The sequence below is a fragment of the Kineococcus xinjiangensis genome, assembly GCF_002934625.1.
Classification (GTDB): Bacteria; Actinomycetota; Actinomycetes; order Actinomycetales; family Kineococcaceae; genus Kineococcus_A; species Kineococcus_A xinjiangensis.
Window position 1 is genome coordinate 190,659 of sequence record NZ_PTJD01000008.1, and the last position, 12,810, is coordinate 203,468.

General features: G+C 75.8%; 11 protein-coding genes and 1 tRNA gene. 3 read left to right on the forward strand and 9 right to left on the reverse strand.

The window, feature by feature from the left end; genetic code table 11:
- Nucleotides 1-2: 2 nt before the first annotated feature.
- The 8 genes from CLV92_RS12785 to CLV92_RS12820 form a co-directional block, all read right to left on the reverse strand.
- Nucleotides 3-1,223, reverse strand: a complete 1,221-nt coding sequence (locus tag CLV92_RS12785; protein ID WP_211291098.1) for a sensor domain-containing phosphodiesterase — start codon at nucleotides 1,221-1,223, stop codon at nucleotides 3-5.
- A gap of 86 nt (nucleotides 1,224-1,309) precedes the next feature.
- Nucleotides 1,310-2,170 carry an alpha/beta fold hydrolase gene (locus tag CLV92_RS12790; protein ID WP_245886766.1) on the reverse strand — a complete coding sequence of 287 codons (861 nt, stop codon included), beginning with the start codon at nucleotides 2,168-2,170 and terminating at the stop codon, nucleotides 1,310-1,312.
- Nucleotides 2,171-2,177: 7 nt separating this feature from the next.
- Nucleotides 2,178-4,163: a Stk1 family PASTA domain-containing Ser/Thr kinase gene (gene pknB, locus CLV92_RS12795; RefSeq protein ID WP_104433198.1), complete on the reverse strand. Its 1,986-nt coding sequence runs from the start codon at nucleotides 4,161-4,163 to the stop codon at nucleotides 2,178-2,180.
- Between the two features lie 46 nt (nucleotides 4,164-4,209).
- Nucleotides 4,210-5,658, reverse strand: a complete 1,449-nt coding sequence (locus CLV92_RS12800) for a peptidoglycan D,D-transpeptidase FtsI family protein (protein WP_104433199.1) — start codon at nucleotides 5,656-5,658, stop codon at nucleotides 4,210-4,212.
- A complete protein-coding gene (locus CLV92_RS12805) occupies nucleotides 5,655-7,028 on the reverse strand; it encodes an FtsW/RodA/SpoVE family cell cycle protein (protein WP_104433200.1) in 1,374 nt (457 codons plus the stop codon). The genes CLV92_RS12800 and CLV92_RS12805 overlap by 4 nt, the downstream gene beginning before the upstream one ends.
- Nucleotides 7,028-8,332 carry a Stp1/IreP family PP2C-type Ser/Thr phosphatase gene (locus tag CLV92_RS22895; protein ID WP_104433201.1) on the reverse strand — a complete coding sequence of 435 codons (1,305 nt, stop codon included), beginning with the start codon at nucleotides 8,330-8,332 and terminating at the stop codon, nucleotides 7,028-7,030. Before CLV92_RS22895 ends, CLV92_RS12805 begins: the two co-directional genes overlap by 1 nt.
- Nucleotides 8,333-8,338: 6 nt before the next feature.
- Entirely contained in the window at nucleotides 8,339-8,821 is a 483-nt protein-coding gene (locus tag CLV92_RS12815) for an FHA domain-containing protein FhaB/FipA (protein ID WP_104433202.1), read from the reverse strand.
- An 8-nt stretch (nucleotides 8,822-8,829) separates the two neighbouring features.
- A complete protein-coding gene (locus CLV92_RS12820; RefSeq protein WP_104433203.1) occupies nucleotides 8,830-9,540 on the reverse strand; it encodes an FHA domain-containing protein in 711 nt (236 codons plus the stop codon).
- A 178-nt stretch (nucleotides 9,541-9,718) separates the two neighbouring features.
- On the opposite strand from CLV92_RS12820, the gene CLV92_RS12825 reads away from it, so the two are divergent.
- Together CLV92_RS12825 and CLV92_RS12830 are read left to right on the forward strand one after the other, a co-directional pair.
- Nucleotides 9,719-9,802: transfer RNA gene (locus CLV92_RS12825), tRNA-Leu, on the forward strand.
- A 153-nt stretch (nucleotides 9,803-9,955) separates the two neighbouring features.
- On the forward strand, nucleotides 9,956-11,662 hold the full coding sequence (locus CLV92_RS12830; RefSeq protein WP_104433204.1) for an ABC-ATPase domain-containing protein: 1,707 nt from the start codon (nucleotides 9,956-9,958) through the stop codon (nucleotides 11,660-11,662).
- 13 nt (nucleotides 11,663-11,675) lie between these two features.
- Here CLV92_RS12830 and CLV92_RS12835 read toward each other — a convergent pair whose 3' ends face one another.
- Nucleotides 11,676-12,137, reverse strand: coding sequence for an ATP-binding protein (locus tag CLV92_RS12835; RefSeq protein ID WP_245886767.1), 462 nt, complete (start codon nucleotides 12,135-12,137; stop codon nucleotides 11,676-11,678).
- A 64-nt stretch (nucleotides 12,138-12,201) separates the two neighbouring features.
- On the opposite strand from CLV92_RS12835, the gene CLV92_RS12840 reads away from it, so the two are divergent.
- The gene (locus CLV92_RS12840; protein WP_146099516.1) at nucleotides 12,202-12,804 is read left to right on the forward strand and encodes a DUF7711 family protein; all 603 of its coding nucleotides are present in this window, start codon (nucleotides 12,202-12,204) and stop codon (nucleotides 12,802-12,804) included.
- Nucleotides 12,805-12,810: the final 6 nt, after the last annotated feature.

The window sequence follows — 12,810 nt, forward strand, 5'->3', positions numbered from 1 at the left end:
CTTCACGTGCCGACGGGCTCGTCCTCCAGGACGGGCAGCGGGGCGGGGCGCCCGAGCAGGTAGCCCTGGCCGAGGGGGACGCCCAGGTCGAGCAGCGCCTCGCGCTCGGCCTGCGTCTCGATCCCCTCGGCGATCAGGTCCGCGCCGATCTCCGCGGCGAACCCCACGAGGGAGCGGATGAGGGCCTGGCGCACCGGGTCGGAGTCGACGCCCCGCACGAGGTCCAGGTCGGCCTTGATCACGTCGGGTCGCAGCCGGAGGATGTGGCGGAGGCTGGCGAAGCCCGCGCCGGCGTCGTCGACGGCCAGCGCCAGACCCGCCTCGCGCAGCCGCCCGGTGACCTCGATCAGCGCCGGGTAGTCCATCACCTGCGTGTGCTCCGTGACCTCCACGCAGAGGCTGCGGCCGTCCCGGCGCGCGCGGTGCCCGGCGCGCAGCAGCAGGTCCGGGGTGGCCGGGTCGAGCAGGGCCTCGGCGGAGAGGTTGACGGACAACCGCACCCCGCGGGGCAGCTGCTCCAGGCCGGCGAGGGCGCGCCGCACGGCGAGCAGCTCCAGTTCCGTCCCCAGCCCGACGTGGGTGGCGGCGGCGAAGGCGTGGGCGGGGGTGGGGAAGGACGGCACGTCGAAGCGGGCGAGGGCCTCGACGCCGACGACGTGCCCGGTGTCGAGGGCCACCACGGGCTGGAAGAGCATGCGGATCGCCCCGCGCCCCAGCACGCCCTGCACGACCATCCGGGTGCGCTGCCGGTCGCGCTGCTCCAGGACCGCGGCGCTGGCGAGGTGGTCGCTGATGAGGTCGGCGACCAGCGCGGCGTAGCGGCTGGCGTGGACGTCGAGCTCCGGGCTGGCGGTGCGGCTGAGGCAGCAGAGCATGCCGGTGACCGCGCCGTCGGCATCGCGCACGGGCGCGCCGACGTAGGAGCCGATCCCGAGGTCGCGCGTCACGTCGAGGTCCCGGGCGACGAGGTCGCGGCGGGCGTCCGGCACCACCGGTGGCAGGGCCCCGGAGATCACCCGCACGCAGAACGACCCGTGCAGGGGGGTGCCCTCGCCGAGGACGACGTTCATGGCGGCGGTGTCGCCGCTGGCGGCGTGGATCACCTGCTGGCCGTCGCCGAACTGCGACAGCCACGCGACCTCCATGCCGAGGTGGGTCCGGGCGAGGTCGAGCATGCGCTGCACCCCGACGAACTCGTGGGGCGCGCCCTGTGGCAACTCCACTCGCGTCCTCCACGTCGGGTGCGCATTGCTCGCGCGGTGCCACGAGGAGGTTACTCCTGGTGAGGAGATCGTGGAGGGTCGTCGGCTCAGCCGGCGTCCGCCACCTGCTCCAGCACCGCGCGCGCCACCTGCTCGGGCCGCTTCTCCGGCAGCCAGTGCCCGCAGTCCAGCTCCCGGTGCGTGAACCGCCCCGTCACGTGGTTCCCCGTCCCCCGCACCGCGGCGGGGGCGAAGAACGGGTCCCGGCGGCCGGACAGGTACGTCACCGGCACCGGCACGAAGCCCCGCCCGTCCGAGCCGCCCGCCGGGCGGGCCCGGCCGGCACCCTGCACGGGCAGCGCCCGGTACCAGGCCAGCGCCGCCGTCAGCGCCCCCGGCTCCAGCATCCGCCGCGCGTACCGCTGCGCGAGGGGCTCCGGCAGCCCGCTGCTGCGCAGTCCCTGCCGCAGCCGCGCGCCGTCCCGCGCCAGCAGCAGCGCCTCCGGGACCCGGGGGAGCTGGAAGAAGCCCATGTACGCCGAGCGCAGCGCCTGCCCCCGGGGCAGGGCCGCCCGCATCGCCTCCGGGTGCGGAGTGCTCAGCGCCGTCAGCGACGCCACCCGCTGGGGGTGCCGCCCGGCCAGCGCCCACGCCACCGCCCCGCCCCAGTCGTGGCCGACGACGTGGGCCCGCTCCAGCCCCGCCGTGTCCAGCAGCGCCAGCACGTCCGCGACCAGCTCCCGCAGCACGTACGGCCGCCGCCCCGCGGGCCGGGCCCCGGGGGAGTAGCCGCGCTGGTCCGGCACGAGCACGCGCAGCCCCTCCGCCGCCAGCAGCGGCACCACCGCGTCGTAGGCGCCGGCGTCCTGGGGGAAGCCGTGCAGGCACACCACCGCCGCGTCCGCGGCCCCCGGGCCGCTGTCGCGGACGTCGAAGACCAGGCCGTCGCGGGTGAAGGAGGTCAGCACGGGCCCGTCACTCCCCGGTGGGACGTGGTGCGGAACCGCCCGGCTTCTTGTCCTTGTCCTTCTCCTTGTCCTTCCCCTTGGCGGGGGCGCCCGCCTGCTCGGTGGGCGGCGGGCTGCTGGGGGAGGTGGACGTCGGGCTCGGCGACGGCGAGGACGGCGACGGCGACGGCTCCTCGGACGCGCGGGCGACCGTCAGCGTGACGGACGTCCCCACGTCGACGGTGGTGCCGGCGTCGACGCTCTGCTCGATGACCGTGCCCGGCTCGGCGTCGTCGGTCTCCTCCGTCTCGACGCGCACCGTCAGCCTGCGCTCCTGCAGCGCCGTGGACGCCGCGGCCTCCTGCTGGTTCACCACGTCCGGCACCTCCACGCGCCCGCTGGCGATGTAGAGGACGACGGACTCGCCCCGCGCGACCTGCGTGCCCCGGCGGGGGTCGGTGAAGACGACCTTGCCCTTCTCCACCTCGGGGTTGTCGTCCGTGGTCTTCACGTCGTCGACCCCGAGCCCGGCCTCCTCGAGGATCCGGCGCGCCTCCTGCTGCGTCTTGTCGTAGAGGACGGGGACCTCCACCGCCGCCGGTCCGGAGGAGACGATGACCTCCACGGGAGTGCCCTTCTCCGCCTCCGCGTCGGCCGCCGGGTTCGTCTGGACGACCTCGCCCTCGGGGGCCGTGTCGTGCGGCTCCTGGCGGACCACGGGCTCGAAGCCGGCCTCGACCAGCACCTCCCGCGCTTCCTCCTCGTCCATGCCCGCGACCGCGGGGACCGCCACCAGCTCCACGGTGGGCGCCGGCGGGGGCGGCGGGGGCACCACGGCCGTCTCCGGGCGGTCCCGCAGGGTGTACCCGGCGATCGCGATCGCGCCCACGAGCAGCAGCGCGAGCAGCACCCACGGCCAGCGGCTGCGCCGGTGCGGCGGGTACGCCTCCTCGGCGTGCAGCGGCACCGCCCCCGTGGCCGGCCCGGTGGGCTCGTACGACCGGTACTGCGGCTGCGCGGGCCGGCGCGCGGGCGGCTGCATCGACGGCATGGCGGTCGTCGCGGCGGCCGAGGCCCCGCCGAGGGTCTCCATGCGGCGCGTGGACTCCGCTCCCGCCGCGCCCCCGGCCCCGGCGATCACCGCGCCGCGCAGCGGGCGGCCCTCCACGGCCCGGCGCAGGTCGTCGGCGAAGTCCGCGGCGCTCTGGTAGCGGTGCGTGCGGTCCTTCGCCAGCGCCATCAGCACCACCTGGTCCACCGCCGGCGGGATCTCCGGGCGCAGGGTGCTCGGCGGCTTGGGCTGCTCCGAGACGTGCTGGTAGGCCACCGCCACCGGCGCCTCACCCGTGAACGGCGGGCGGCCGGTGAGGATCTCGTACAGCAGGCAGCCCGTGGAGTAGATGTCGCTGCGGGCGTCGACCTGCTCCCCGCGGGCCTGCTCCGGCGACAGGTACTGCGCCGTGCCCATCACCGCGGCGGTCTGGGTGAGCGTGGCGGAGGAGTCCGAGATCGCCCGGGCGATCCCGAAGTCCATGACCTTGATCTCGCCCGACGGGGCCACCATCACGTTCGCGGGCTTGATGTCGCGGTGCACGATGCCCATGCGGTGGCTGTACTCCAGCGCCCCGAGCACCCCCTCGGTGATGCCGAGGGCCTCCTCCAGGGCCAGCGGCCGACCCGCGCGCAGCAGGTCCCGCAGGGTCCGGCCCTCCACGTACTCCATGACGATGTACGGCAGGACCACCTGCCCGCCGCCCGGCTCGGGGTGCACGTCCTCGCCGGTGTCGTAGACCGCCACGACCGCGGGGTGGTTCAGCGAGGCCGCGGACTGCGCCTCCCGGCGGAAGCGCGCCTGGAACGAGGGGTCGCGGGCCAGGTCCGGGCGCAGCAGCTTCACGGCGACGTTGCGGCCCAGGCGGGTGTCCAGGGCGACGTGCACCTCGGCCATGCCGCCGCGGCCCAGCTCGGCGCCCACCTCGTAGCGGCCGCCCAGCAGACGGGGGGTGCCGTTCACGAGAGTCCTCCCAGCCGACGGGCCGGGCCCGTCCGTCCTGCGCCGCTCATCCGCCCACCACCGCTTCCATGACCCGCTGCGCCACCGGCGCCGCCGTCGCCCCGCCGGAGGCGTCGCTCCGACCGCCACCGTCCTCGATGACGACGGCCACCGCGACCTGGCGCTCCCCGTTCGAGGCGAACGCCGTGAACCAGGCGTGGTTCAGCTCACCGCCGTGCTGGGCGGTCCCGGTCTTGCCCGCGACCTCCACGCCCGGGATGCGGGCGTTCTTGCCGGTGCCGTTCTCCACGACCTCGCGCATCATCGCCGTCAGCTGCTCCGCGACGTCGCGGGACACCGCCCGGCCCATCTCCTGCGGGGAGGGCTCGTCGATGACCTCGGTCTGGTCGGCGCTGCGGACCGACTTCACCAGGTTGGGCTTCATGAGCACGCCCTCGTTGGCGATCGCCGCGGACACCATGGCCATCTGCAGGGGGGTCGCCTTCACGTCGAACTGGCCGATGCCGGCCTGAGCGAGCTGCGGCGCGTTCATGCCCTCGGGGACCACGCTCGGGACGACCCGGAGGGGGATCCGCAGCTCCTCGCCGAACCCGAACCTCGCCGCCTGCTCCTGCAGGGCGTCCTCGCCGAGGTCCATGCCCAGCTGCCCGAAGGCGGTGTTGCAGGAGGTCCGCAGGGCGTCGGTGAGGGTGACCTCGCCGCCCGGGCCGCAGGGGCCGCTGCTGTAGTTCGGCAGGTTCTTGTCCGTCAGCGGCAGGTCCAGCTCCGCCGGCCCCGGCAGGAGGCTGTCCGGCTGGTACTGCCCGCTCGACAGCGCCGCCGCGGCGGTGATCACCTTGAACGTGGATCCTGGCGGGTACAGCTCGCTGATGCCGCGGTTGAGCATCGGCTTGTCCGGGTCGGCGTTGAGGTCCTTCCACGCCTGCGCGATCTGCTCGACGTCGTGGCCCGCGAGCCGGTTCGGGTCGTAGGTGGGGCTGCTCGCCAGCGCCAGCACGTCCCCCGTCTCCGGGTCCAGCGCCACCACGGCCCCGCGGCGGCCCTTCAGCTCGTCCATCGCCGCCCGCTGCGCGCGGGGGTCGATCGTCAGCTCCACCGACGCGCCCTGCGGCTCCTGCCCGATGAGGTACTCGCTCACGCGGCGGTAGAACAGCCGGTCCGCGGTCCCCGCCAGCACGTCGTTCATGGCGCGCTCCATCCCGGCGGTGCCGTAGCGGATGGAGTAGTAGCCGGTGGCGTGCGCGTACGTCGGCCCGTCGGGGTAGGTGCGCAGGAAGTTGTACGGGTTGTCGACCGGGACGCCCCTGGCCACCGGGTCGGGGCCGACGAGGATCGGCCCGCGGTCGCGGCCCAGCTCCGCGTAGAGCTGCCGGCTGTTGCCCGGCTTCGCGTTCAGCTCCGCCGCCGAGACGAACTGGATGTACGTGGTGCTCGCGAACAGCGTGACGAAGAGCAGGGCGACGACCCCCGCGAGGCGGCGCAGCGGACGGTTCACGGCAGCTTCACCACCTGGGTGGCGCCCGTGTCGCCCGACGGGGCCACGACCGGGCCCTCGGGGGCGGGCCGGCGCGCCAGGTCGGAGATCCGCAGCAGCAGCCCGATGATGATCCAGTTCGACAGCAGCGAGGAGCCGCCGTAGGCGAGGAACGGCGTCGTCAGGCCCGTCAGCGGGATCACCCGCGTCACGCCGCCCACGACCACGAACACCTGCAGCGCCACCGAGAACGCCAGGCCTCCCGCCAGCAGCTTCCCGAAGCCGTCGCGCACCCCGATCGCCGTGCGCAGGCCCCGCTCCACCAGCAGCACGTACAGCAGCAGGACCACGAACAGCCCCGCCAGGCCCAGCTCCTCCCCCAGGGAGGCGTAGATGAAGTCGCTGTTGGCGTAGGGCACGATGTCCGGCCGCCCGCGGTCCAGGCCCGTGCCCAGCAGACCGCCCGCGGCCATGCCGTACAGGCCCTGCACGAGCTGGAAGCTGCGGTCGACGTTGTCCGGGTCGAACGGGTGCAGCCAGATGTCGACGCGCCGCTGGACGTGGCTGAACGTGCGCGCCGCCACCAGCGCCCCGCCCACGAACAGCGCCAGGCCCAGCACGATCCAGCTCACCCGCTCCGTCGCCACGTACAGCACCGCGACGAACAGGCCGAAGAACAGCAGCGACGTGCCGAGGTCGCGCTCCAGCACGAGCACCCCGACGCTGGCGCCCCACGCCACCAGCAGCGGGCCCAGGTCCCGCATCCGGGGCAGCTGCAGCCACAGCACCTTCGGCCCCGTCAGGGACAGCGCGTCGCGGTGGACGACGAGGTAGCCGGCGAAGAAGACCGCCAGCAGGATCTTCGCGAGCTCCCCCGGCTGGAACGACAGCGGCCCCAGCCCGATCCAGATGCGGGCGCCGTTGATCTCCTTGCCCAGCCCGGGCACCATCGGCAGCAGCAGCAGCACGAAGCCGGCCACCATCGCCGTGAACGTGTAGCGGCGCAGCACCCGGTGGTCGCGCAGGAACCACACCACCGCACCGGCGGCGGCCATCCCCAGGGCGGACCACATCAGCTGCCGCGGGGCCAGGGGGTTCTCCTCCGCCAGGTCGAGGCGGTGGATCATCACGAGGCCGAGGCCGTTGAGCAGGGTCGCCACCGGCAGCAGCACCGGGTCGGCGTGCTTCGCCTTCCACCGCACCACCAGGTGCAGCAGGGTCGCCACCGCCCCCAGGCCCCCGGCGTGCAGGAGGAGGTCGGCCGGCAGCGCCCCGTCCTCGGTGAGGCCGACGACGGCGTAGGCGCCCATCGCGATCGCCACGGCCCCCAGCAGGAGGACGAGCTCGACGCCGCGGCGGGTGCGCGGGTACACGGGCAGGACAGTGGCCATCAGGAGGTCCCCGAGCAGTCGGTGGTGCTGGTCGTCGGTGCGGGAGAGGCCCCGAGGATCCGCTCCCGGGCCTCGCGGCTGCGGCAGGCGTCCCGGCGCAGGCCGTCCACGATCTCGACGGCGTGCTCCAGGTCGCGCGCCGTCATGTGCCGCTGCACCTGGTCGCGGCGGTACTCGGGCAGGTCGGCGGTGGAGATGTCCGTGCGCCGCACCACCCGTGCGGTGCTCACCGGCCCCAGGTCCTGCGCCAGCCCGCGGAAGACGGCCACCTGCTCGCGGCTCTCGCCGACGAAGTACTGCCCCTGCGTCCAGCGCCACGCGCCGTAGCCGCCGGCGCCCACCAGGAGCAGGAGCACCACCAGGCCGGCCGCCCAGCGCCACCGCCGCCGGCCGCGTCGCGGTGAGCCCTCCGCGTCGTCGGAGCCGGTGTCCTCCTCGTCGGAGCCCGTCCCGGCGGCGGCGTCGCGCAGCTTCGCCGCCTTCGCCGCGGGCGTCCCCGACGCGCTGGAGCGGCGCGGGCGGGAGAACGCGGCCGCCCCGACCACCTGCGGGGTGATGGAGGGGGGCTCGGCGTCACCGTCGACGGTGACGACGTCCGCCACGACGCACGTCACGTTGTCCGGCGCCCCGCCGCGCAGCGCCAGCTCCACGAGCCGCTCGCACGCGGCGGCCGGGTCGGCGTGGGAGGTCAGGGCGTCGTGCAGGGTGTCCGCGCTGACCACGCTCGACAGGCCGTCGGAGCACAGCAGGAACCGGTCGCCCCTGCGCGCCTCCCGCACGGAGACGTCCGGGCGGTCCTCCCGCTCCCCGGTCAGCACGCGCATGATGACGGAGCGCTGCGGATGGCCCTCGGCCTCCTCCGGCGTCAGCTGCCCGGAGTCGATGAGGCTCTGCACGTAGGTGTGGTCGCGGGTGAGCTGCGTCAGCTCCCCCTCCCGCAGCAGGTAGGCGCGGGAGTCGCCGATGTGGGCCAGCACCAGCCGCGCACCCGTGCGCAGCAGCGCCGTGACGGTGGTGCCCATGCCGCTGAGCTCCGGCTCCTGCCCGACCCGCCGCCGCAGCTGCGCGTTCGCGGCCTGCACCGCGTCCACGAGGTGCTGCGCGGCGTCGTCGCTGCCGTGGGACTCGCCGTCGAGGGCGGAGAGCTCGCCGACCGCCAGGGAGGAGGCGACGTCACCGCCGGCGTGGCCGCCCATGCCGTCGGCGACCACCAGCAGGTGGGGTCCGGCGTAGCCCGAGTCCTGGTTGTTGGACCGGACCAGGCCGACGTCCGAGCGGGCGGCGTAGCGCAGCGCGATGGCCACAGGCCGTCACCTCCGCAGTTCGAGCACGGTCCGGCCGATGCGCAGGGGGACCCCCGGCTCGAAGGGCACCGGCGCGGTCAGCCGCTCCCGGCCCAGGTGGGAGCCGTTGGTGGACTGCAGGTCCTCCACCACCCAGCCGTCGCCGGCCGGGCTGATCCGCACGTGGCGCGTGGAGGCGTACTCGTCGTCGAGCACGAGGGTGCAGTCGTTGCCCCGGCCGATGAGGACGGGGGAGCCGTCCAGCGTGAGCGTCGTGCCCCGCAGCGACCCCTCCGTCACGACGAGGGTGCGGCCGTTGCGCGCCGCGGGGGGCTGCGCCGGGCGCTGCTCGCGCCGCTGCCGGCGTGCGGGGGCGGGCCCGTCGGTGGGGCGGGGGCTGACGCGCGTGCCGAACAGGTCGGCGCGCAGGACGCCGACCACCGCGAGCACGAACGCCCACAGCAGCACCAGCAGCCCCAGGCGCAGGGCCGTCAGGGTCAGTTCGCTCATGCCCCGCCTCAGTCCCATCCCTCGTCGGCGCTGCGGCGCGCGGCCCGGAAGACCGCCTGCGTGTGCCCCAGGGTGATGACGCTGCCGTCGAAGAGGTCGGCGCTGGCGGCCTGCTCCCCGTCGACCGACGTGCCGTTCGTGGAGCCGAGGTCGACGAGGCGGGCCCCGTGGGGGCTGACGCGGATCTCGGCGTGGCGGCGAGAGACGCCGGGGTCGTCGACGACGATGTCGGCGTCCGAGCCGCGCCCGAGCACGGTGGTGGACTCGGTGAGGACGTAGCTGCGGCCGTCGACGTCGAGCCGCGGGCGCCCGGCGCCGGCCGAGCCCGACGTGGCGGGGGCGACGCGGCCCTTCACGGTGGAGCTGAGGATGCGGAAGACGCCGGTGCGCAGGTCGTCGCCCTGGTGGAAGGCGACGTGCACGGGCCCGACGAAGGCGTAGCGCTGCTTCTCCGCGTGCTGGGTGGCGGCCGCGACCAGCTCGTCGGCGAGGGTGTCCTGCCAGGAGGAGAGCTTGTCGTAGTCGGAGGCGCTGAGCTCCACGGTGAAGGCGTTGGGCACCAGCGTCCGGCCCCGGGCCAGCACCGCGGCGCGGTCGTCGAGCTCCCGGCGCAGGGCGCTGGCGATCTCCACGGGCTGGACCTCGCTGCGGAACGCCTTGGCGAAGGCGCCGTTGACGGCCCGTTCGATGCCCCTCTCGAAGCGGTCGAGCACTCCCACGGCCGTGCCTCCCCTCGAGCCTCCGCTGTTCCCCGAGCCCTTCGCGCACGGGTGATCGGCGCACCGGCATCGTAACCAGGGCCCGGGCACCGGCCAGGTGATCTTCACGTCCGGCGAGGCGGGGGAGCGGAGGCCGTCCGGGGACGAGTCCGTGCCGTGCTACGGTTTTCCAGGTCACGCGCGAGTGGCGGAATAGGCAGACGCGCACGGTTCAGGTCCGTGTGCCCGAAAGGGCGTGGGGGTTCAACTCCCCCCTCGCGCACAGCGACGAAGGCCCCGGTCCCCAGGACCGGGGCCTTCGTGCTTCCCCCGGTCCGCGGCACCGGCGCGGCGCACGACCTCCCCCGGACCTCCTCGTCTCCTCCGCGTCCCGGGGCGGCGCACCCCGCCCCACCCGCCCCGTAGCGTCGGGCCGGTGACGAGCACGAGCGCCCGGCGCGACCTCGCCGCCACCCTGCACGAGCTGCACGGCGCCCCCTACGCCCGCTACCGCTCCCTCCAGGGCAGCTGGGTCCTGCCGCTCGGGGACGCGGAGGCGGAGCTGCGGGTGGTGCGGGCGCAGGCCGACCCGTTCGCGCCGCCGAGCCGCTTCGAGGTGCGACTCGGCGCCGGTGTCCTCGCCGCGCCCTCCGGGCTGTGGAGCAGCCCCGTGCGCGCGCGGGCACTGGCCGCCCACCTCGCGAGGACGGCCGCCGTGGTCGCCGGCGCGGAGCTGCGCATCGACGCGGGCGGGCAGGAGGTGCTGCGGCGCACGTCGTGCGAGGTGCTGCCCGACGGCTCGGCCGTCCTGCGCTTCGCGGCGCACCTGCCGGGGCCGCGGCGGCGCGTCGACGGCCGGGGCGCGGCGCGGCTGCTGGCGGGGGAGCTGCCGCAGGTGGTGGCCGCCCTGCGCCACGACGCCCTGGACGCGGCCGAGGTGCGGCGCTTCGTGGACACCGTCGACGACGCCGACACCCTGCGCCGGCGGCTGCCGGAGCTGGGTCTGGTGGCGTTCGTGGCGGACGGCGCGGTGCTGGCCCGGCGCAGCGGCGTGGACCCGCGCCCCGCCGTCGGCGCCGTGCCGTTCGCCGCCCCGCCGCAGCTGCGGGTGGAGGTGGACCTCCCGCACGCGGGGCGGGTGTCCGGCGCGGGCGTCCCCGAGGGGGTGGTGCTCGTCGTGGGCGGCGGCTTCCACGGCAAGTCGACGCTGCTGCGGGCGCTGGAGGCCGGGGTCAACGACCACGTGCCCGGCGACGGCCGCGAGCTCGTGGTGACCCGGTCCGACGCCGTCGCGGTGCGGGCGGAGGACGGGCGGGCGGTGACGCGGGTGGACGTCGGCGCGTTCGTGCGCTCGCTGCCGGGCGGGCTGGACCCGGCGGACTTCTCCACCGCGGAGGCGTCGGGGTCGACGTCGCAGGCGGCGGCGGTGCTGGAGGCCGTGGAGGCGGGCGCCGGGGTGCTGCTGCTGGACGAGGACACCACGGCGACGAACCTGATGGTGCGCGACGCCCGGATGCAGGCGCTGGTGGCGAAGGAGCGGGAGCCGCTGAACCCGTTCGTGGACCTGGTGCGCTCGCTGCACCGGGACCGGGGGGTGTCCACGGTGCTCGTCGTGGGCTCCTCCGGCGACTACCTGGACGTCGCGGACCGGGTGCTGCTGATGGACTCCTACGTGCCCTCCGACGTCACGGCCAGGGCGCGGGAGGTCGCGGCGCGCCCCACCGGCCGGGTGGCGGAGGCGGGGACGTTCCCGCCGGTGCGGCACCGGGTGGTGGACCCGTCGTCCGTGGACGCCTCCGCGCGGGGGCGGGTGCGGGTCGCTGCGCGCGGCACGGACGCCCTGCTGCTGGGGGAGCACGAGGTGGACGTGCGGGCGGTGCGGCAGTTCGTGGACGCCCCGCACGTGGTGGGCGCAGGGCTGGCGCTGGCGCGGCTGGTCGGCGCGGGGCACCTGGACTCCCGACGCACGCTGGCGCAGGCGCTGGACCTGCTGGACGCCGACCTCGCCGAGGACCGGCCCGGTGCGCTGGAGCGGTTGCTGGGCGGGGTGGCGGTGGACGCCGCCGTGCCGCGCCGCTTCGAGGTGGCCGCCGCCCTGGACCGGCTGCGGGGGCTGCGGGTGCTGCGCCTGACGGAGGGCTGAGCGGGCGGGCGGGTCAGGGCCCGGTCGGCTCGGGCGTCCACCCGGAGGTCGCGGCCAGGTGGAACCAGACCGTCTTGCCGGGGCGCCCGTCCGGGGCGGGGTCGGTGCCCCAGGAGGTGGAGAGCATGTCGACGAGGGCCACCCCGCGTCCCCCGGTGGCCTCCGCGCCCACGTGCCGCAGGACCGGCTGGCTGGGGTGCCCGTCGCTGACGCGCACCGTGATGCCGCGCTCGTCGAGGTCGGCGGAGAGGACGACGGGCCCGCAGCCGTGCACGACGGCGTTGCCCACCAGCTCGGTCGTCAGCAGCTCCGCCACGGTGCGCGCCGGGAGCGGCAGGCCCGCCGCCGCGCACCGACCGCTGAGCCAGTGCCGCGCCTCCGGGACCGAGGCCAGCTCAGCTGTGAGCTGCAGCTCCTGCACCGTCACTCCCGTCCACGCGCGCACGTGCGTGCCCGCGGTCGGCTGCTTCGGCACGCGCGGGCACCGTACCCAGCACCCGGCGGCCGGATCCATCCGGGGCGTCGGCAGGATGGGCCGGATGAGGTCCGCCCGAGCCCTGACGCACCTGGAGTCGCTCGCACGCACCTGCCAGGACATGGCGGGGCGACCGGCGTCGATCTTCCCGCTGCAGGTGCGGCAGCTGTGGGTGGCGGGCCCGCTGCTGGAGGGCTCCCCCGCGGAGGTGGAGGACCCGCCCGTCGCGCTGTGCGTGGACGTCGAGCCGGACGCGACGGCGTGGCGGTGCACCCCTGCGGGGGCGCAGCACTGGGCGAACGCGGCGCGGCTGCCGCAGGCACCCGTGCAGCCGTACTGGCGCTCCGTGCACGCCCCGGTGTGGAACCACGTCCTGCACCGCCCCGCCCTGCTGTGGGACGCCGAGGACGGGGTGGCGGAGGAGGTGCTGCAGGCGCTGCGGGAGGGCCGCGGGGAGGACGTGCGGCTGCCCGATCCCGGTGCGGAGCGGCTGGGGGCACGCCTGGAGGAGGAGCTGGCGGTGAGCCTGCGGGCGCTGCGGGCGGCCACCGGTGCCTACCGGGCGCGGCGCTGGGCGCCGGGGAAGCTGGAGCCGGCCGCCGATGCGCAGCACGCCGCGGCGGCCGGGTACCTGGACGTGCTGGACGCGCTCGCCCCGCTCACCTGAGCGCTA

Excerpts from the sequence above, each read along its gene's own strand:
- CLV92_RS12805 (WP_104433200.1), bottom strand. The coding sequence starts at position 7,028 with ATGGCCACTGTCCTGCCCGTGTACCCGCGCACCCGCCGCGGCGTCGAG.
- CLV92_RS12840 (WP_146099516.1), top strand. The coding sequence starts at position 12,202 with ATGAGGTCCGCCCGAGCCCTGACGCACCTGGAGTCGCTCGCACGCACC.
- CLV92_RS12815 (WP_104433202.1), bottom strand. The coding sequence starts at position 8,821 with ATGAGCGAACTGACCCTGACGGCCCTGCGCCTGGGGCTGCTGGTGCTG.